This window comes from Paenibacillus sp. CCS19 (assembly GCF_033239625.1).
In the GTDB taxonomy this organism is placed as follows: Bacteria; Bacillota; Bacilli; order Paenibacillales; family Paenibacillaceae; genus Paenibacillus_T.
This window is the reverse complement of record NZ_BTCK01000004.1, coordinates 48543-68904: the sequence shown is the minus strand read 5'-3', so window position 1 is coordinate 68904 and position 20362 is coordinate 48543. Positions and strand designations below refer to the sequence as shown.

Below are 20362 nucleotides of genomic sequence, written 5' to 3'. Positions count from 1 at the left end.
GTCGTCGGCTGACGACTTGCTGTCCAGTCTTCTTCTGAAAGGGGTTTCCAATTGAAATTCGATAAAATTTTGATCGCTAACCGCGGTGAGATTGCTGTTCGCATCATTCGCGCATGCCGTGAGAAAGGGATCTCGACGGTAGCGGTATATTCCGAGGCTGACCGTGATTCCTTGCACGTTCGGCTTGCTGACGAAGCGTATTGTATTGGACCAACGCTGTCGAAGGACAGCTACTTGAACTTAACTAACATTATGAGCGTCGCAACGTTGACAGGCTGCGACGCGATTCATCCAGGTTACGGCTTCCTTGCGGAGAACGCTGATTTTGCGGAAATCTGCGAATCTTGCAACGTTACGTTCATCGGACCTTCCCCTAACGCCATCTCCAAGATGGGCGATAAGGCGGTTGCGAAGCAAACGATGAAGGATGCGAACGTACCTGTTATTCCTGGCTCTGACGGTCTTGTCGAAGATATGGACGAAGCGATTCGCGTTGCTCGCGAAATCGGGTACCCAGTCATCATCAAAGCAACGGCAGGCGGAGGCGGCAAAGGCATCCGGATCGCTGAAGACGAAGACTCGCTGATTAGCCAGATTACGACGGCACAGCAGGAAGCGCAGAAGGCATTCGGCAATGCGGGCGTATATTTGGAGAAATATTTGACGGGCATGAAGCACGTTGAAATTCAAATTATGGCCGACAAGCATGGCAACGCCGTGCATCTGTTCGAACGCGACTGCTCCGTGCAACGCCGCCGTCAGAAGCTCGTAGAAGAAGCGCCGTGCCCAGTGCTGTCGCCAACATTGCGTGAGCAGATGGGTCAAGCAGCCGTTCGTGCTGCGCTCGCCGTCGAATATTCCGGCGCAGGCACACTCGAGTTCCTGCTCGGTCCTGATGGCAAGTTCTACTTCATGGAGATGAATACGCGCATTCAGGTAGAGCATCCGGTTACGGAATTGATTACGAATATTGACCTGATCGCAGAGATGATCTCTGTTGCAGAAGGCAATCCGCTCTCGTTCCGTCAAGAGGACATTAAGCCGAACGGCTGGGCAATTGAATGCCGTATTAATGCGGAGGACTCGGAGCGCAACTTCATGCCGTCCCCTGGACAAATTCAATTCTACTTGCCGCCAGGCGGTCTAGGCGTTCGTGTTGACTCTGCAGCATACCCTGGCTACACGATCTCGCCTCACTATGATTCGATGATCGCGAAGCTGATCGTATGGGGCGCAACGCGTGACGAAGCGATTGCTCGTATGAAGCGCGCATTGGTCGAGTTTGAGATCGAGGGCATCAAGACGACGATTCCGTTCCATATGAAGCTGCTCAATCATCCGAAATTCGTCAAAGGAACGTTCGATATCAAATTCTTGGAAGAGTATGATGTGAACAATCCGGAGGCAGGACCAGAAGAAGTATAAAGCTTGGCAGTATTCAGTGCTAGGTTTGTCATAAATCTGGCCTGATGTTATAGTATAGAGATTAGAAGCGGATAAGCCTCCAGCTTACGAGGCTCGTAGATGCGCTCGAATTTAAGGGAGGTGCAGATGATCATGAGTACGATTGCTGCAGATTACGAACGGACGGATATTGGTAGTATTCAAATCGCGCCTGAAGTAATCGAGGTCATCGCCGGATTGGCGACTGTGGAAGTGCAAGGCGTTGCCGGCATGAGCGGCGGCTTCGTTGGCGGAATCGCAGAATTGCTAGGACGGAAGAACTTGTCCAAAGGTGTGAAGGTCGAGGTCGGCCAGCGCGAAGCAGCTGTGGACGTATCGATCATTGTCGAATTCGGCAACCGCATACCCGATGTCGCGTCAGATATTCAGCGCAGCGTCAAGCGCTCGATCGAGTCGATGACTGGGCTGCATGTCGTTGAGGTGAACGTTCATATTCATGACGTGCATTTCAAGACTGTAGAGAAAACGGATGAAGAAGACGCATACCAGCGGGTGAAATAGTTGCTCGAATCGCGCGGCTGCGCGGTTTGGCAAGAACCAAAGTGAACGGCTGGCGCCTATAGACGGCGCAGTGCGTTACACTCCGGAGAAATCCTAGCAGTTGTATAAAGTGAAATTTATACGCTCTGGATTTGTAAAAACCCCCTCGTGGTTGGGCGACTGCTCTTCGCAAGGGGGTTTTCATTCCGTTATGCCAGAGGAGGCTATACGTTGGTCAGAGTGATAGACAAGCTATTGCTGTTCGTTTACAGCATTGTCATTGGTGCGGCTTCGATCGCCTTGTTCTGCATCAGCCTGCAGTGGATTCCAGAGCAGACGGCTGCTGACGCAGTATCGCAATTCTATGATGATGTGCAATGGATTCAGGTAGTCGGAGCGGTTGTTGGCGTCGTCTTGTTCTTGATTAGTCTGCGTTTGTTCTACATTTCGGTGAAGCGCAGCGGCGGCACCTCGCAATCTATCGATCAACGCAATGAATTCGGCGACATCCGGATTTCGATGGAGACGGTTGAGAATCTGGCATTGAAAGCGGCATCGAAGCATCGCGGATTGAAAGATTTGCGTGCACGCATCCGAATTTCGGAAGCGGGTCTCGATATCGTCATTCGTACAGTGGTAGACGGCGACTCTTCGATTCCAGCCCTTACGGAAGAAATTCAACGATCGGTCAAAGGCCATGTTGAAGAAATTACAGGGATCCCGGTTGCAGGCGTATCGGTATATGTTGCGAATGTGGTACAAGCTCCTGCATTCAAAAGCCGCGTAGAATAGAGGTGGGGATAGCCCGATGTGGAAGCAATGGCTGAACGAGTATCCAGGCAGAATTGCCGGAGCGGCCGCCGGATTACTATTGGGCGTCGTTTATTTGATCGTCGGTTTTTGGGACATGCTCGTATTTGCTTTTCTGATTACTGTCGGATATGTTATCGGCAAACGGATTGACAAGGACGAAGGTCCGCTGCTCCCATGGAGCAAGGTGGTTGATTGGGTAGATCGCTTGCTCAGTCGTCAGCGTCCATTTCGGTAATTCTGTGGTCTCCTCCGTACTCCGGAAGCAGGCGCTTTCGAAGCCGCTGTTCGGAGCAGGGAGGAGATCATAGGTTTGAAGTCGCGATGGCGACATGCTCTTTGACTCCAGCTTGATTTTTTATAAGCTACCGGGTTTGCTCTCCGCATAAGAATGGATTCGCTTTCGATTTATCGAAAGGGTGAAATCTTATGGGCGATAAACCAACCTCTAGGCGGTCGTTCTTCTCGTATTGGCTTGTTTAGAGGCTTTTTCATACATTTGCCTCTGTACGCGGTCGTGTTCGATTCAATCGAATGACCTCGACAGAGGTTTTCTCATGTTCATATATGCGTATGATAGTTAACGTTAGAGGTAAACGGGCGATGGACCGATTTACGACGGAAGTTTGAGGAGGCCCCATGAAACGAAGATTGGCTCGGGAAATTGCGGTACAGAGCTTGTACCAGATGGAAATGAATGAAGTAACAACGAATGAAGCCGTTGATATGGTGATGGAGGAAGCGCGTGAGCATGACAACGAGCTCGGTGCACAGCCAGCGGAAGCGGCCAAAGTAAACGAGTATACACGCGAGCTTGTAATGGGTGTCGTTGAGCGCAAGAAAGCGATTGACGAAATGCTGCAGCAGCATCTGACCGGCTGGCAGGTGGACCGACTTTCGCGCGTTGACCGCCAAGTGCTGCGTCTGGCTTGCTACGAGATGGTGTTTCGCGACGATGTGCCGCCGAAGGCTGCAATTAACGAAGCGATTGAGCTTGCGAAGCATTTTGGCACCGATGAGTCAGGCAAGTTCGTTAACGGCGTACTCGGCAAGCTGATTGGCGCCATTAACAGTTCCAAACAAGATCAAGAACAACAATAAATCGATCAAACAAGGTGGAGGACGGTTAGTCATGACGGCACAAATCATTAATGGTAAAGCAATTTCGGATATGATTCGCGAAGAGGTTAAAGCAGAAACGGACAAGCTTCGCCAACAAGGCGTTGTACCGGGCCTCGCAGTTGTACTCGTAGGTGAAGATCCAGCATCCAAAGTGTATGTCGGCAGCAAAGAGAAGGCGTGCATCCAACTCGGATTCTATTCTGAAGTTCACCGCCTAAGCGCGGATACGAGCGAAGAGGATCTGCTTGCGCTTATTCACAAGCTGAATGAACAATCTTCGATCAACGGTATTCTCGTGCAGCTTCCGCTGCCTAAACACATTAATGAGAAGGCCGTAATCGATGCGATCAGCGTCGATAAAGACGTTGACGGCTTCCACCCAGAGAGCGTCGGCAACTTGGTTATTGGCGACGACAGCTTGCTCCCTTGTACACCTGCAGGTGTAATTGAGCTTATCAAACGTGCGGGTACGGACATTGCAGGCAAACATGCGGTTGTCATTGGCCGCAGTAACATCGTAGGCAAACCAGTAGCGATGCTGCTTCTTCGTGAGAATGCAACGGTTACCATCTGCCACTCGCGTACGGCGAACTTGAAAGAAATTGCTTCGCAAGCTGACATTCTCGTTGCAGCGATCGGTCGTGCGAAAGCAATTGATCGTTCCTATGTGAAGCCAGGTGCGGTTGTCATTGACGTTGGTATCAACCGTCTGCCAGATGGCAAGCTCGCTGGCGACGTTGACTATGAGGATTGCCTTGAAGTTTCGGGTGCAATTACGCCTGTACCAGGCGGCGTTGGTCCGATGACGATTACGATGCTCATGAGCAATACGCTGAAGGCAGCTAAGAAAGCACACGGAATCGGAGTGTGATGTGAATGGCGAAAGAGCCTCGCATCTACTCGATCAAGGAACTGAATCGATACATCAAGATGAAGCTGGAAGCGGACAATCTGCTCGGTGATGTGTGGCTTCGTGGCGAAATTTCGAACTTCACCCATCATTCGAGCGGTCATATGTACTTCACACTGAAGGACAGCGACAGCCGAATCAAGTGCATTATGTTCGCCTCGCACAATCGCAGCCTTCCGTTCATTCCGAAGGAAGGCGCCAAAGTCATTGCGCAAGGAAACATATCGGTATATGAGCGTGACGGGAACTACCAATTCTACGCGACGGCGATGCAGCCGGACGGAATTGGCAGCCTATATCTGGCCTATGAACAGCTGAAGCGAAAGCTGGAGAACGAGGGTTTGTTTGACGCATCGCGCAAACGGCCGATCCCGTCGCTCCCGCGGGCGATTGGTGTTATTACATCTCCGACTGGCGCGGCTGTGCGCGACGTAATCATTACGCTGCAGCGGCGCCATCCGTCTATTCCGATTATCGTCTGCCCTGTGCTCGTCCAAGGGACAGGTGCAGGACCATCCATTGTTCGGGCGATTGAATTTATGAACCGAATCGCCGAAACCGACGTATTAATTGTTGGGCGTGGCGGCGGGTCGCTGGAAGAGCTGTGGGCATTTAATGAAGAAGCAGTAGCAAGAGCAATCGCGGCATCCTCCATTCCTGTTATATCGGCTGTTGGTCATGAGACAGACTTTACAATAGCTGATTTCGTTGCCGACCTTCGCGCAGCAACGCCGACGGCAGCTGCAGAGTTGGCGGTTCCGCACATCGGCGAGCTTCACCGTCAGATTGAGCGGCTCAATCAACGGCTCGTGCAGGCCGGCAGGCAGTATGTGAAAGTGTCGAGAGATCAGCTGGAGCGTGTGAGACGATCGCCATTTTTCGTACATCCAAGACGGTATTTGCTTGATCAGGCGCAGCGGTTGGATCGACTGCAGGAGCGATTGACTCATCTGACTGTTCGCAAGGCTGAACGCGGCCGCGAACGGCTGGAACGATTGCGTACAGTGCTTGCATCTCAGCATCCAGGAAACGCGGTACAGATCGCGTCGGAGAAACGAATCGTGATGCGCAGACGTTTGGAGGCCGCATTAGCTGTACGGTTGAAAGAAAGCAAGTTGGCATTATCAGCTTCGATCCGTCAGCTGGATGCGCTGAGCCCTCTGAAAGTTATGGCGCGCGGTTATAGTCTTGTCTATGACGAGAGCCAGAAGAAGCTAATTCGTTCGGTAGAAGAAGTACAACTGGGCGATGTTATACGAGTGAAACTTACGGACGGACTATTAGACTGCCATATTTGGTCAATGCGAGGTGATCAGAACGATGGAAGCGAATGATCAGCTGTCGTTCGAGGAAGCAATGGAGAAGCTGGAGACAATCGTAATGAAGCTGGAGAATGGCGATGTTCCACTGGAGACGGCGATCGAGCTGTTCCAAGAAGGGATGCGGCTGTCGCAGCTGTGCGGCAGCAAGCTGGAGCTGGTCGAACGCAAGATTGAGCTTCTCGTAGAAACGGAACAAGGTGTGCAGCGAAAGCCGTTTGTTCATCCAAACGAGGATAGAGGGGAATAAGCTTTGAGTGAGCCGTTAACAACACAACAATATATCAGTCAGACTGCGGCCGAAGTCGAAGCGGCTTTGCGATCAGTCTTACCAGCGAAGTGGGATGTTCCAGCTCAGCTTCGCGAGTCGATGAATTATTCGGTTGATGCAGGCGGCAAACGTCTGCGGCCTGTGTTGGTTTTGGCCGCCGCAGAAGCGATCCGTCGCGACCCTGCTGCAGCCAAGGCTGCACTGCCGGTGGCGTGCGCAATCGAAATGATTCATACGTATTCACTGATTCATGATGATCTCCCGGCGATGGACGATGATGACTACCGTCGCGGCAAACTGACGAATCATAAGGTATTCGGCGAGGCAATGGCCATCCTAGCTGGTGATGCGCTGTTGACACATGCTTTCTACAGCATTGTGCAGTCTGCACGTTTGAATGGTGTTCCGGCTGAAATCGCGCTGCAGATCGTCGAAGAGTTGTCTGTTCTCGCAGGCGCTTCCGGTATGGTGGGCGGTCAAGCGGCGGATATGCTCGGGGAGCAGGGTGTTACTTCCATCGAACAGTTGAAGTATATCCATCAGCATAAGACAAGTGACTTGATTGTCTTCTCCTTGCGTGCCGGCGCATTGATCGGAGGTGCAACGGCAGAGCAGTTGGAGCGCGTGACAGAGTTCGGAACTGCGCTTGGTCTGGCTTTCCAGATTCAAGATGACATTCTGGATCTGATCGGCGACGAGGCGAAACTCGGGAAGAAAACGAACAGCGATGTGGAGCAGCAGAAGGTGACCTATCCATTCCTCATCGGTCTCGAGGAAAGCCAGTTGGAGGTTGAGCGGCTGACCGATGTTGCGAAACAAGCACTTAACCAGGCTGAACTCGAAGCGCCTGCTCGACTATTCGGCATTGCCGATTATTTGATGAAGCGCGATCATTGATTTATAATGGTTTAAAAACGGGTAAAAGTCGATAGTTCGACAAATCTAGTGGTTAGTAGCGAAAGTGAGGAAAGCGCCGTGCTGCTCGACAATATTAACGATCCTAAGGACTTGAAGAAGCTATCCGTATCGGAGCTCGAAACATTAGCTGGCGAAATTCGACAGTTTTTGATTGAGAAGCTTGCTTCGACGGGAGGGCATCTCGCGCCGAATTTGGGTGTAGTTGAGTTGACCTTGGTGCTTCATTATTTGTTTGACAGTCCAACTGATAAGTTTATTTTTGACGTGGGTCATCAATCCTATGTGCACAAAATATTGACAGGAAGACGCGATCGGTTCGATACACTGCGCAAGTACAAAGGGCTGTGCGGCTTCGTCAAGCGTTCCGAGAGCGAGCATGACGTATGGGAAGCCGGCCACAGCAGCACTTCGTTGTCTGCGGCAATGGGGATGGCGCTTGCGCGCGATCTGAAGGGCGAGACGAACAAAGTCGTCGCGATCATCGGAGACGGAGCGTTGACGGGCGGTATGGCGCTTGAAGCGCTGAATCATATCGGACACGAGAAGAAGAACCTGATGGTTATTCTGAACGACAACGAGATGTCGATCGCGCCTAACGTAGGTGCACTGCATCACTATCTCGGCAAAATCCGTACCGACCGCCATTATCAGAAAGCCAAAGAAGAGCTGAACAGCTTCCTGAACAAAATTCCGGCAATCGGCGGCAAGATCGCCAAGACGGCTGAACGGTTTAAAGACAGTCTGAAATATTTGCTCGTAAGCGGCATTCTCTTCGAACAATTCGGCCTTACTTACTTCGGTCCGGTCGATGGACATGATATTGAAGCGCTGACGGAAGTGATTAAGCAGGCTTCGCAGGTGGAGGGGCCAGTACTTGTTCACGTCGTAACGGTCAAAGGCAAAGGGTACTCACCGGCAGAAGCGGATTCGTTCAAGTGGCATGGTGCTACGCCATACAAGATCGAATCGGGACAGATGCTCAAAGCGGTAGGCCCGCCAATGTACACGGACGTATTCGCAGATGCGCTTATGGAATTGGCTGAGAAGGATGAACGCATCGTTGCGATTACGCCTGCCATGCCAGGCGGCTCTGGCCTAATGAAATTCGCAGGCCGTTATCCGAACCGAATGATCGACGTCGGCATTGCGGAGCAGCATGCCGCTACGATGTCTGCTGCGCTTGCTATGGAAGGCATGAAGCCGGTTTATGCGGTTTATTCGACTTTCCTGCAGCGTGCATATGACCAAGTGGTTCACGATATTTGCCGGCAAAACTTAAACGTAGTGTTCGCGATTGACCGTGCCGGCTTCGTCGGCGCAGATGGTGAGACGCATCATGGCGTTTACGATATTCCGTTCCTGCGACATGTACCGAATTTGGTGCTTATGATGCCGAAGGACGAGAATGAACTTCGCAATATGATGAAGACGGCTATTGAATATAACGATGGCCCGATCGCAGTGCGTTATCCGCGTACGAACGGACTTGGCGTCCCGATCGATCCGGAGATGACGACGATTCCGATCGGCTCTTGGGAAGTGCTTCGCGGCGGCGAGCAGGCAGCGATCATCGCGATCGGTCCGATGATCAGTGTCGCAGAAGAAGCTGCTGATTTATTGAAGCGCGAGGGCATTAATCCGCGCATTATTAACGCTCGTTTCGTAAAGCCTCTTGATGAAGAGATGCTGCGTTCCCTAGCGGAAGACGGTATGCAGATTGTCGTGCTCGAGGAAGGTTCTGAGCTGGGTGGTCTCGGCAGCGCAGTAATGGAATTCTACTCGCAGCAGCAGATTTATGGCGTGAACGTTCGCATTATCGGCGTACCTGACGTGTTCGTTGAGCATGGTTCGGTGAAGGAGCAGCGTGCAGAAACAGGGCTTACAGCTGAACGCGTAGCAGCGGATGTGAAAGCTATGATGCCGCGCCGGACTCGAATGGCAACTGGACAATAACGAACGGTATGATGGGATTCGAAGGAGAATCATGACGAATACGAAAGAACGAATTGATGTACTGCTCGTGGAGCAGGGGTTTTATGAAAGCAGAGAGAAGGCGAAGGCAGCTGTAATGGCTGGTCTCGTGCTGATCGACGGCGACCGGATGGAGAAGAGCGGTATGAAAGTACCGCGGACTGCATCGATTACGGTCAAAGGGGCTCCGCATCCGTATGTAAGCCGAGGTGGTTTGAAGCTCGAGAAAGCGCTGCGGCATTTCGGCATCCAGATGGAAGGACGCGTTATGCTCGATATCGGCGCTTCCACTGGCGGGTTTACCGATTGCGCGCTGCAGAACGGCGCTTCTCTCGTCTACGCAATTGATGTCGGATACAATCAGCTTGATTATTCGCTTCGTTCGGATGAACGCGTACGCGTCATGGAGCGCACGAATTTCAGGCATATGCAGCCTGGCGATCTCGATGGTCCGGTACCTACATTCGCATCCATCGACGTTTCCTTCATTTCCTTGAAGTTGATTCTTCCTGCGTTGACTGGACTGTTGGCTCAAGGCGGAGATGTAGCCGCACTCATTAAACCGCAGTTCGAAGCTGGCCGTGAGAAGGTGGGCAAGTCAGGCGTTGTTCGTGATTCGAGCGTACATGAGGAAGTGCTCCGCATGGTGCTCGGCTTTGCGTCTGAGCTTGGCTTTGAGGCGAAGGACATTACATTCTCGCCCATTACGGGCGGAGAAGGCAATATCGAGTTTCTCGTCCACTGGGTGTGGACTGGCGAGCAAGGATCGGCTGCTTCGGCTGCCGCTTTGCCGGACGATAATCGGATTAAAGCGCTTGTTGCAGAAGCAAGCCAGACGTTCCGCGCAGGGAAATCGTAAGCGGGAGAAGAGGCATTTTTCGAATCGGCTCAAGGCCTTTACGAAAAATGCCTTTTTTTGTGCCTGTTCGCCTTTACAGGGCATACTTCATTTGATACACTAGGTTTACCAAACAAGCGTTCGTATTCTTGAGAGCAGGATTCAACGTTGTTCGCCTCGAATGTGTTAGTCGGGTAGACTGGGGATTGTTGGAGAACAATTCGCATAAGCTTAGGCTTTGAACCGAGACGAAAGCGGGGAAGCGCCATTGGAACAATTCATCGACTGGTTTGTAATGTTGTTGACAGGGTCGTTATTGCTCTTATGGATATATCGCGCTTTGTACAATTGGCTGCATGCGCCTCCAGGCATGAAACGGTTGAGGCTGGGGAAGGGTGGCGAATGGTCGGCGGATGAATCTGGTGTGCAGGTTCTCGAAGCAAGCGGCTATGTCGTCACATCCGGGAAGCATCGTGTTCCAATTTCGATCGGTTGGAATGGGAACCGACTGTATTCTCGGCTGTACATTGACTACATCGCGGAGCGGGATGGCAAGATGTATATAGTCAAGTGTTCACGAGATCGTCAACCAATGGATTGGACGGGCAGCGGCATACGGGATCGGTTAATGATTTACGCTTTATTACTGCCAGAGAGCAGCGGAATACTGTATGTAGATACGACCGACGGAACGGTTCATCAGATGACGTTCGAGGTCGGCGTATACGACCGAGAGGGATAAGCAGGAGGACAGGGATCATGAAGGGATTACGACATTTCAGGATCAGAGATATTATTTCGAAACAAATCATCGAGACGCAGGACGAGCTGGTTGAAGCACTTCGTGCAGCGGGGTTGCAGGTGACACAAGCGACAGTGTCTCGCGATATGAAGGAACTGCAGTTAATCAAGGTGCCGACAGGTGATGGGCGATATCAGTACTCGTTGCCTGGAGACAATCGTCAGAGCAACCCGATACATAAGCTCAAGCGGTCGCTCATTGATCACTTCACGCATATTGATTACACGGACAATCTTGTTGTGATGAAGTGCTCTCCCGGCACAGCGAACACACTTGGTTCGCTTATAGACAACATGGAGTGGACAGAAGTAATGGGCACCATCTGCGGAGACGATACGATCCTCATTATCTGCAGGACGAAGGAGCAGAGCGGGGAGTTAACCGAACGGCTTCTCAGTTTATTAGAAGGTACGCAGAGTTGAGGATATAGATCATAATAGAGTGAATGCTAAGGAGGAATTCTCGTGCTTCGCGAATTGTCGATTCGTAATCTGGCGGTAATTGAAGACGTAACGGTTTCTTTCCATGATGGATTTCATGTATTAACGGGTGAGACAGGCGCGGGCAAATCGATTCTAATCGATGCGCTCAGCCTCGTTGTCGGAGGACGTGGTCAGGCGGAATTGGTTCGCCATGGCTGTGACCGAAGCGAGATTGAGGCGGTATTCGATATGCCGTTCAATCATCCGGTATGGGAAGTGCTCGCTCGGAACGGTTTGACGGCTTCGCCGGAAGAGCTGCTCGTTATTCGCCGCGAGTTGAATGCGCAAGGCAAGAGCGTCAGTCGAATTAACGGTCAGACTGTTAATCTGTCGATGCTCCGCGAAGCAGGAGAATGTCTCGTTAACATTCATGGACAACATGAGCATCAGTCGCTTCTTCGAGCGGACAAGCACCTCGATTGGCTGGATGCTTACGCAGGAGAGCCGCTCGGCGAGCGGAAGAAAGCTTATGCTTCATTATACAAGCAATATGAGTCCGCGAAGTCTGCACTGCGTGAACTCGAGGAGACGTCTAAACGCCAGCTTCAGATGCTTGATCTGTATCGCTTCCAGCTGGAGGAAATTGCTGCTGCACAGCTGCAGACGGGCGAGGATGAGTCGTTAGCGGAAGAAAAGCGGAAATTGACTTATGCGGAACGTCTGCGTGGCAATGCCGCTGAAGCATATGATTTGCTGTACGGCCCGCAAGGGTTGGATGCAATCGGTAAGGCAGTCTCGCGGTTGGAGGACATCTGCTCCTTCGATAAAGGTGCGATTGGCCCAATGTTGGAACAGCTTCAATCCGCGTTCTACCAAGCCGAGGATGCTGCGTTCTCGCTCCGGGATTATCGTGACAACATTGAGTCCGATCCGGAACGTCTGGCTTGGATTGATGATCGATTGAACACGATCCATCACTTGAAGCGTAAGTACGGAGAATCCATCGAAGAGATTCTCGTTTATTACAATAAGATTAAGACGGAATGCGACTGGCTGGAGAATCGAGACGAGCGGCTGCAGCAGCTTCGCGAAGAGGAACAGCGCTTGTATCAAGAAGCACTGGTGCTTGCTTACGAACTAACAGCTCTGCGCAAGCATGCTTCCAGCCGACTATCCTCAGCGGTGGAGAGTGAGCTTCAGCAGCTGCAGATGGGCGGTACATTGTTCCGTGTTGCAATCGGTCCAATCGGCGGCGAACATGCTGAACAAGAAAACACGGAGCCGAAGCTCACCATTAACGGGATGGATGAGGCTGCGTTCCTGCTTGCACCGAACCCAGGCGAGCCATTGAAGCCGCTGGCGAAGATTGCTTCTGGCGGTGAGATGTCGCGTATTATGCTGGCACTTAAGAGCATATTCGCGGCAATTGATCAGATCCCTGTACTGATCTTCGACGAGGTTGATACCGGCGTCAGCGGCCGAGCTGCACAGTCGATCGCGGAGAAGATGTCGCATCTGTCGAGCGGCTGCCAAGTGTTCTCGATTACGCACTTGCCGCAGGTCGCATGCATGGCGGATCATCATTATGAAATCCGAAAGTCTGTGATCGAAAGCCGTACGCGTACGTCCGTTACGGAGCTCTCGCTCACAGGCCGTATCGAGGAGCTTGCTCGTATGCTTGGCGGGGTAGAAGTGACCGAGAAGACGCGTCATCATGCGCAGGAAATGCTTGACTTGGCGGTACAACGCAAGGGCGCGTAATCAAACCAGACAGGGAAGGATTTGCGGGACATAAAAGAAACGGGGCAAGGTTACCTTATAGGTACGCCATTGGCGATCAGCCTTCATCACGACAAGCGATGGAACAACAGGGAGCGTGAAATCATTGAACTCCATCCAACGGAAGCGATGGTTTGGACTTGTCCTCGTTTTCTTCGTTTGCATAATCGGGACATCTACCCCTATTCAGCATCTGGCCGCCTTCCCTGATGAACTGAGATTGTTCTCTGGTCAGCCGAAACGTCTGGATTATGGTGTACCGGTTCATGCAAAGATCACAGTCGACCCAGCGATGCTGCAAGTGAATGGATCGACTACCCGTTCGACCTCCGTCAATCTGAACAAACCTTTGTCGCTGCAATCGAGTAAAGCCGGTATGACGGAAATGTCCCTGAAATTATTCGGTAAAATTCCGTTTAAAACCGTGAAAGTGAATGTCGTCCCTGACCTGCATGTTATACCAGGCGGGCAGACGATCGGTGTGAAAGTAAAGGCAGCCGGAATTATGGTCGTCGGTCATCATCTCGTGAAAGGTGAAGATGGCAAGAAGATCTCTCCAGGCGAAACAGCAGATATCCATCTTGGCGACTTGATTACGAAAGTCGATGGAGTTCCCATGAATGATGTTCATAAGCTGGCTTCGGTTATTGAGCATTCTGGTGTTGCGAAACGTGCACTGCAGCTTTCCATTAAGCGTTCAGGGAAGATGATTGAGCGGCAGCTTATGCCTGCCTTCGACGTCGAGGACAAATCATGGCGGCTTGGGCTCTATATTCGAGATTCTGCAGCGGGAGTAGGCACGTTAACGTTCTATGCTCCTGATCAAGGGGTTTATGGTGCACTTGGCCATGTCATAACCGATATGGACACACAGCTTCCGATTGAAGTGGGTGAAGGTCAAATTCTGCAGTCTAACGTACGTTCGATCAATAAGAGCCAGAACGGTGAGCCCGGTGAGAAACGTGCGGAGTTTGTGAAGCAGAGCAAGATTTTAGGAAACATTAAACGAAATACGCCATTCGGCATATTCGGTGGCATGACGGATCAACCGGATCATGGCTATGATAATCGACGTGTCCCTGTTGCTTTCGCTGAGGAAGTGAAGGAAGGGCCGGCTGAAATATGGACTGTTATTGATGGGCAGAAGGTTGAGCGGTTCCAGATTGAAATCGTACATGTTACCAAACAATCGGTTCCAGCAACGAAGGGCATGGTCATTCGCATTACGGATCGCCGATTGTTGGAGCGTACAGGTGGTATTGTGCAGGGGATGTCCGGCAGTCCAATCTTACAGAATGGCAAGTTAGTCGGCGCTGTTACACATGTATTCGTGAACGATCCAACGAGCGGATACGGATGTTTCATTGAATGGATGCTGCAAGATGCCGGAGTGCTCATCAAATCAGCTAAACAAAATCTCGAAGCCGTTTAATGGCTTCGAGATTTTTTTTGTCGTTTTATTTCTATTTATTATTAGATAGCCAAGCAATCGGGCACATTCTTTTGTCGAAAGAGAACGAAACATTGTTCTTTTTGTATTAAATTATTCATTATAAATGAAGAGGATCAAAAAATAAAGAAAAATAATTTTCGACAGAAGGAATTCAAATAGGTTTGTCGAAAACTATAGATACACCAAAAGACAGTCCGAACTTAATTTCAATAAAACCCCAAAATCAAAAATGGATTTAATGTCAAGGGAGGCTATATTGTGAGTAAGATTGAAGTATTGTTAGCCGATGATAATCGGGAATTTACGAATTTATTGTCTGAATACATTGGTGAACAAAATGATATGGTGGTAACAGGCATTGCTTATAACGGTGAAGAAGTTATCCAATTGCTCGAAGATGCAAGAAGAATGCCTGATGTACTCATTCTAGATATCATTATGCCTCATCTTGACGGTTTGGGCGTGTTGGAGCGTTTGAGAGAGATCAATCCTTCTCCTATGCCGAAGATTATTATGTTGACTGCTTTCGGCCAAGAAAATATTACGCAAAAAGCAGTACAGCTTGGTGCTTCTTATTATATTCTCAAGCCTTTCGATATGGAGATTCTTGCAAACCGTATCCGTCAGCTTGTCGTTAACAATAATGTTGTTTCACCAACGTCTTCTTATAACAGTTCGTCTACAATCTCGTCCAAGTCGAATGTAGTTCCAATTGCCAAAGGCAAAAACTTGGATGCGAATATTACGAGCATCATCCATGAAATTGGCGTTCCTGCCCATATTAAGGGTTATCAATATTTGCGTGAAGCGATAACGATGGTCTATAACAATATCGAGATTCTAGGCGCAATTACAAAAACGCTCTATCCGGCAATCGCCGAGAAATTCAAAACAACGCCTTCCCGTGTAGAACGTGCCATCCGCCACGCGATCGAAGTCGCTTGGACACGCGGCAATATCGATAGCATCAGCCATCTGTTTGGTTACACAATCAATATTAGCAAGTCGAAACCAACGAACTCCGAATTCATTGCGATGGTAGCGGATAAGCTGCGCATTGAGCATAAAGTCAGCTAGTTATAGTGGTACCAATCAAGAAGAACGGGATAAAATCCGTTCTTCTTTTTATTTTATCCCCTTATTGGAGATACCTTAAAAGGATGGAAAGGAGGTGCGGTCCATGTACGAATATCACGGATGGGCAGTGATCTTAGACAGCACGGGTGAAGAGGGGAGCAGCGCATCATCGATCTATGCTCGTGTGACGCAGTATGTGGAACTGCTGAAGCCGAATGCAGATGTGTTCGAGTTAAAGATTATAAACGGGCAATATCATCTGTGGTTGTCTGGTCTGAGCGGTGGTGCTCCAACTTCGAAATACGATCCTGTAGAAATTTTACAGACGCTTGGTGTGATGGCGCCAGGTTCTTATGGATTGCTCTATGTTTATAATGATGAGAACGAACATCGTATCAATGCTTTCAGTGTGTTCGTCCTTGCAAGAGGATCTGTGAAGGAAAGGGAGGACCCGTTCCTTTCGCCTATCATTCCTGTCGTAGCGGATGGATGTTCCTCCTTCGAACAGTAAACAAGCCCAACCAGCATCTCCTGGTTGGGCTTGTCCTAAACACAATTATGAGCCTGGACGAGTCGTAGGTCTCGGCGGACGTGGACGCTTCGGACGGAAGCGAGGTGCGACGTAGTTGTGCTTACGGTCACGGAAGAAGATCCATCCGCCGATGAAGCCGACTCCGATCGCAAATAAAACAAGGCCAACAATGAATGTAAGCCAGGCGAACGAAGGTTGATTGACATCATCGCCATAGGAAACGAAATAGTCGTACAAGGCATCCTTCATGCGCAGGAAGCCATAAGTTGCCGTCAGGCCAGGAATGACGAGCAGCAGAATCGCGATGAAGCGTGCTGCGATGACTCCGGGTTGTGGTTTCATATCGTTACTTGTCCTCTCATTATGAAGATGTTGCATAGTCCAATATTAATCATACATGAACACGTTTCTACTGTCTATTTTGGGATTGAGGCATGTAATCTTTGCAGAAAAATTGTACAATAGATGCATAGACCGGCAGACCGGGCGATCAGGAGAGGGTGTTAAGGTAGATGGCAATTGAAGTAGATGTAGCCGTACTCGGCGGCGGACCAGGCGGTTATACGGCTGCGATTCGCGCTGCTCAGCTGGGCAAACGGACGGCCATTATCGAAATGGACAAGCTTGGGGGCACCTGCCTTCATAAGGGCTGTATACCTAGCAAATCACTGCTTCGCAGCGCAGAAGTATATGCGACGCTGCTGAAAGCAAGTACATATGGCATTGAAGTACAACAGGATGCTGTCAGCGTTAAATTTGATCGTGTTCAAGATAGAAAAGAACAGACGGTTGAGCAGCTGCACGGCGGATTGCAGTCACTAATGGCGAAGCATGGCATTACGATTGTGAAGGGCAAAGGACGAATCATCGGGCCTTCGATCTTCTCGCCGCGTGCAGGCACGGTTGCAGTCGAACTGGCGGATGGCGAGATGGAATCCGTCGTTTCGAAGCATCTTATTATTGCGACGGGCTCGCGTCCGCGTCAGATACCAGGGCTGGAAGCTGACGGGAAGCTTATTCTTACAAGCGACGATGCGCTAGTAATGGAACAGCTGCCGGCTTCGATTCTGATCGTGGGCGGCGGCGTTATTGGCGTTGAATGGGCGTCGTTGTTGAACGACTTTGGCGTTGAAGTGACGATCGTCGAAGCGGCGGATCGCATTCTCCCGACAGAAGATGAAGATATCTCACGCGAAATGACGCGTTTGTTCCGAAAGCGCGGCATTCGGATAGTGACAGGCGCTTCTGTTCGTCCAGATACGTATACAGGTGCTGGCGAAAGCATCAGCATTACCGCAGGAGGCGCAGAAGGGGACGTTCAACTGACCGCTTCTTGCATGCTTGTAAGCGTTGGTCGAGTTCCGAACACGGAAGGGCTTGGACTCGAGAATACCGATATTCGTACCGATAACAATGGCTTTATTACGATAAACGCACAATACCAGACGAATGAACGGCATATTTATGCGATTGGCGACGTTATCGGCGGCGTTCAGCTTGCGCATGCGGCTGCCCATGAAGGACTTGCAGCCGTCGATCATCTGAACGGCGGCAAACCGGAGATCACTGCAGCGCATCGGATTCCTCGCTGCGTCTACTCGCGTCCAGAGATCGCTTCTGTTGGTTACACGGAGCGTCAAGCGAAGGAGAAAGGCATCTCGACCAAAACGGCGAAGCTGCCATTCGGCGCGATCGGCAAGGCGATTGTTGCAGGCGAGACGGAAGGATTCGTGAAGGTCATTGCAGATGCGGACACGAACGATATCGTTGGGGTTCATATCATCGGTCTGCATGCAACGGATCTTATCGCAGAAGCGACATTGGCGCAGCTTCTCGATGCGACACCATGGGAGATCGGCCAATCGATTCACCCGCACCCGACGCTGTCGGAGGCGCTCGGAGAAGCGATGCTGGCGCTGGATGGATTGTCGACAGCGTTCTAGAATGGATACCGAATAATGACTAGGGAATCGGCCGTGCATGTGATGCAAGCCGTTTCCCTTTTTGCAGAAGAACGGTTATAATGTATATGATCTAGTATTAGTACCTGGTTTTAATACTTGCACACAAGGTTATATAAGAATAATAGTGAACAGATGCAACGCGTTCGGTAAGAGCGCTAGGGAGGGGTAGCTGCATGAACGAGATGGAATCCAAACCTCGTATGTCGCGCCATCATGAAGTAGGCCTGACAGATGACCAAGCGATTGATATGTATCGTATGATGCTGCTTGCACGCAGATTCGACGAACGCGTACTGCTCTTGCAGCGCGCAGGGAAGATCAACTTCCACGTCTCCGGTATCGGCCAAGAGGCAGCACAAGTTGCGGCAGGCTTCGCGCTTGACCGTACGGTAGATTATTTCCTGCCTTATTACCGTGACTACGGTCTCGTGCTCAGCGTCGGCATGACGGTGCGTGAGCTTATGCTGTCGGTATTCGCGAAGGCGGAGGATCCGAATAGCGGTGGACGGCAAATGCCAGGCCACTTCGGACATAAGAAGCTTCGCATTGTCACGGGCTCCAGCCCCGTAACAACACAGGTGCCGCATGCAGTCGGCATTGCGATGGCAGCGAAGATGAAAGGCGAGCAGCTCGTCAGCTTTGTAACGTTCGGCGAAGGCTCCAGCAACCAAGGCGATTTCCATGAGGGCTGCAATTTTGCAGGCGTACATAAACTGCCCGTCATCATTATGTGTGAGAATAACCAATATGCGATCTCTGTTCCGATTCATAAGCAGATTGGCGGCCGCATTGTCGACCGCGCTGCTGGATACGGCTTCCCGGGCTTCCGGGTCGATGGCAATGATCCGCTTGAAGTATACCAAGTCGTGAAGGAAGCGCGCGAACGCGCCCTCAGAGGCGAAGGCCCGACATTGATCGAAGCGATGATGTATCGTCTCTCGCCGCACTCCACTTCAGATAATGACCTTGCTTATCGAACGAAAGAAGAAGTGGATGAGAATCGTGCGAAGGACGGTATTCCTAAATATAAGCAGTATCTGATCGATGCAGGCATCTGGTCGGAAGAGCAGGATGCGCAATTGAATGTCGAACTCCGCGCCATCATTGATGATGCGACAAACTATGGAGATAAGGCGCCGTTCCCGACGCCGGAAAGCACCTTGCTGCACGTATACCACGGAGATTCGGAAGGGGGGCGCGAATAGATGGCAGTTATGGAGTATATCGAAGCGCTTCGTCTTGCCATGCGTGAAGAGATGGAGCGGGATGAGAACGTATTCGTGCTTGGTGAAGACGTTGGCCTGAAGGGCGGCGTTTTCACGACAACCAAGGGATTGCAGCAGCAATTCGGCGAACAACGCGTCATTGATACGCCATTGTCAGAGTCTGCGATTGCAGGCGTTGCCATCGGCGCGGCTATGTACGGCATGAAGCCGATTGCGGAGATGCAATATTCGGATTTCATGTTCCCGGCAGCGAATCAGATCATCAGTGAGGCAGCGAAGATTCGTTACCGTTCGAACAACGACTGGAGCTGTCCTGTCGTCATTCGCGCGCCAATCGGCGGCGGCATCTTCGGCGGCTTGTATCACTCGCAATGTCCAGAGTCGGTCTTCTTTGGTACGCCAGGTCTTAAGATCGTTGCACCTTTCACGCCGTATGATGCGAAGGGCTTGCTCAAGGCTGCTGTTCGAGATCCGGATCCCGTTCTTTTCTTTGAAAATAAAAAATGCTACACGCTCATCACAGGCGATGTGCCGGATACCGACTATACCGTTGAAATCGGCAAAGCGAATGTGCTGCGCGAGGGCGATGATATAACGGTTATCTCTTACAGCCTGCCGCTGCATTTTGCATTGGAGGCAGCGCAAGAGCTGCAAGAGGAAGAAGGCATCAGCGCACATATTCTGGACCTTCGTACGCTGCAGCCGCTCGACAAGGAAGCAATCGTTGAAGCGGTTCGCCGTACCGGCAAAGTCATGATTTTGCACGAAGACAATAAGACGGGCGGTATCGGTGCTGAAGTAGCGGCGATTATTGCCGAAGAGCTCTTGTACGAGCTTGATGCTCCGATTATGCGTGTATGCGGACCGGACGTGCCGGCAATGCCGATCAACCCGCCAGGCGAGAAGTTCTTTATGCTGAACAAGACTAAAGTAAAAGATGCCATGCGGCAGTTAGCCTTATATTAAGAAAACCCTACGCGGTAATCTATGGGCAGCGAGCCCGA

21 protein-coding genes are annotated in these 20362 nt (G+C 50.9%); 20 read left to right on the top strand and 1 reads right to left on the bottom strand.

Annotated elements, in window-relative coordinates; all coding sequences use genetic code 11:
- The first annotated feature begins 51 nt into the window (after window positions 1-51).
- From accC to SBI19_RS04935, 17 genes are all read left to right on the top strand, one after another.
- Window positions 52-1425, top strand: coding sequence for an acetyl-CoA carboxylase biotin carboxylase subunit (accC, locus tag SBI19_RS05015; RefSeq protein ID WP_317965573.1), 1374 nt, complete (start codon window positions 52-54; stop codon window positions 1423-1425).
- A gap of 132 nt (window positions 1426-1557) precedes the next feature.
- Window positions 1558-1965 (top strand): Asp23/Gls24 family envelope stress response protein, encoded by a 408-nt coding sequence (locus SBI19_RS05010; protein ID WP_191203006.1) that lies wholly within the window; start codon window positions 1558-1560, stop codon window positions 1963-1965.
- A 210-nt stretch (window positions 1966-2175) separates the two neighbouring features.
- On the top strand, window positions 2176-2736 hold the full coding sequence (amaP, locus tag SBI19_RS05005; protein ID WP_317965570.1) for an alkaline shock response membrane anchor protein AmaP: 561 nt from the start codon (window positions 2176-2178) through the stop codon (window positions 2734-2736).
- A 16-nt stretch (window positions 2737-2752) separates the two neighbouring features.
- Complete coding sequence (locus tag SBI19_RS05000; RefSeq protein ID WP_317965568.1) at window positions 2753-2992, top strand: DUF2273 domain-containing protein; 240 nt, start codon at window positions 2753-2755, stop codon at window positions 2990-2992.
- A gap of 401 nt (window positions 2993-3393) precedes the next feature.
- On the top strand, window positions 3394-3855 hold the full coding sequence (nusB, locus tag SBI19_RS04995; protein ID WP_317965566.1) for a transcription antitermination factor NusB: 462 nt from the start codon (window positions 3394-3396) through the stop codon (window positions 3853-3855).
- 31 nt (window positions 3856-3886) lie between these two features.
- Window positions 3887-4747, top strand: coding sequence for a bifunctional methylenetetrahydrofolate dehydrogenase/methenyltetrahydrofolate cyclohydrolase FolD (folD, locus tag SBI19_RS04990; RefSeq protein WP_317965564.1), 861 nt, complete (start codon window positions 3887-3889; stop codon window positions 4745-4747).
- 5 nt (window positions 4748-4752) lie between these two features.
- The gene (gene xseA / locus SBI19_RS04985) at window positions 4753-6120 is read left to right on the top strand and encodes an exodeoxyribonuclease VII large subunit (RefSeq protein WP_317965562.1); all 1368 of its coding nucleotides are present in this window, start codon (window positions 4753-4755) and stop codon (window positions 6118-6120) included.
- Window positions 6107-6355 (top strand): exodeoxyribonuclease VII small subunit, encoded by a 249-nt coding sequence (xseB, locus tag SBI19_RS04980; RefSeq protein ID WP_317965560.1) that lies wholly within the window; start codon window positions 6107-6109, stop codon window positions 6353-6355. Before xseA ends, xseB begins: the two co-directional genes overlap by 14 nt.
- Before the next feature lie 3 nt (window positions 6356-6358).
- Entirely contained in the window at window positions 6359-7273 is a 915-nt protein-coding gene (locus SBI19_RS04975; protein WP_317965558.1) for a polyprenyl synthetase family protein, read from the top strand.
- 78 nt (window positions 7274-7351) lie between these two features.
- The gene (dxs, locus tag SBI19_RS04970) at window positions 7352-9247 is read left to right on the top strand and encodes a 1-deoxy-D-xylulose-5-phosphate synthase (protein WP_317965556.1); all 1896 of its coding nucleotides are present in this window, start codon (window positions 7352-7354) and stop codon (window positions 9245-9247) included.
- Window positions 9248-9278: 31 nt separating this feature from the next.
- Window positions 9279-10124 (top strand): TlyA family RNA methyltransferase, encoded by an 846-nt coding sequence (locus SBI19_RS04965; protein WP_317965554.1) that lies wholly within the window; start codon window positions 9279-9281, stop codon window positions 10122-10124.
- A 247-nt stretch (window positions 10125-10371) separates the two neighbouring features.
- Window positions 10372-10845, top strand: coding sequence for a hypothetical protein (locus tag SBI19_RS04960; RefSeq protein WP_317965552.1), 474 nt, complete (start codon window positions 10372-10374; stop codon window positions 10843-10845).
- Between the two features lie 17 nt (window positions 10846-10862).
- Window positions 10863-11327, top strand: coding sequence for a transcriptional regulator AhrC/ArgR (gene ahrC / locus SBI19_RS04955; RefSeq protein ID WP_317965550.1), 465 nt, complete (start codon window positions 10863-10865; stop codon window positions 11325-11327).
- A gap of 42 nt (window positions 11328-11369) precedes the next feature.
- On the top strand, window positions 11370-13088 hold the full coding sequence (recN, locus tag SBI19_RS04950; RefSeq protein ID WP_317965548.1) for a DNA repair protein RecN: 1719 nt from the start codon (window positions 11370-11372) through the stop codon (window positions 13086-13088).
- Between the two features lie 124 nt (window positions 13089-13212).
- Window positions 13213-14538 (top strand): SpoIVB peptidase, encoded by a 1326-nt coding sequence (spoIVB, locus tag SBI19_RS04945; protein ID WP_317965546.1) that lies wholly within the window; start codon window positions 13213-13215, stop codon window positions 14536-14538.
- A gap of 279 nt (window positions 14539-14817) precedes the next feature.
- Entirely contained in the window at window positions 14818-15636 is an 819-nt protein-coding gene (gene spo0A, locus SBI19_RS04940) for a sporulation transcription factor Spo0A (RefSeq protein WP_317965544.1), read from the top strand.
- A gap of 103 nt (window positions 15637-15739) precedes the next feature.
- Window positions 15740-16147 (top strand): Imm7 family immunity protein, encoded by a 408-nt coding sequence (locus SBI19_RS04935; protein WP_317965542.1) that lies wholly within the window; start codon window positions 15740-15742, stop codon window positions 16145-16147.
- Between the two features lie 45 nt (window positions 16148-16192).
- On the opposite strand, the gene SBI19_RS04930 is transcribed toward SBI19_RS04935, so the two are convergent.
- Window positions 16193-16510: a DUF2627 domain-containing protein gene (locus tag SBI19_RS04930; protein WP_317965540.1), complete on the bottom strand. Its 318-nt coding sequence runs from the start codon at window positions 16508-16510 to the stop codon at window positions 16193-16195.
- Window positions 16511-16680: 170 nt separating this feature from the next.
- On the opposite strand from SBI19_RS04930, the gene lpdA reads away from it, so the two are divergent.
- From lpdA to SBI19_RS04915, 3 genes are all read left to right on the top strand, one after another.
- Window positions 16681-18111 (top strand): dihydrolipoyl dehydrogenase, encoded by a 1431-nt coding sequence (gene lpdA, locus SBI19_RS04925; RefSeq protein WP_317965538.1) that lies wholly within the window; start codon window positions 16681-16683, stop codon window positions 18109-18111.
- Window positions 18112-18305: 194 nt separating this feature from the next.
- Window positions 18306-19337, top strand: coding sequence for a thiamine pyrophosphate-dependent dehydrogenase E1 component subunit alpha (locus SBI19_RS04920; protein WP_317965536.1), 1032 nt, complete (start codon window positions 18306-18308; stop codon window positions 19335-19337).
- Window positions 19338-20324 (top strand): alpha-ketoacid dehydrogenase subunit beta, encoded by a 987-nt coding sequence (locus SBI19_RS04915; RefSeq protein WP_317965534.1) that lies wholly within the window; start codon window positions 19338-19340, stop codon window positions 20322-20324.
- Window positions 20325-20362 lie beyond the last annotated feature (38 nt).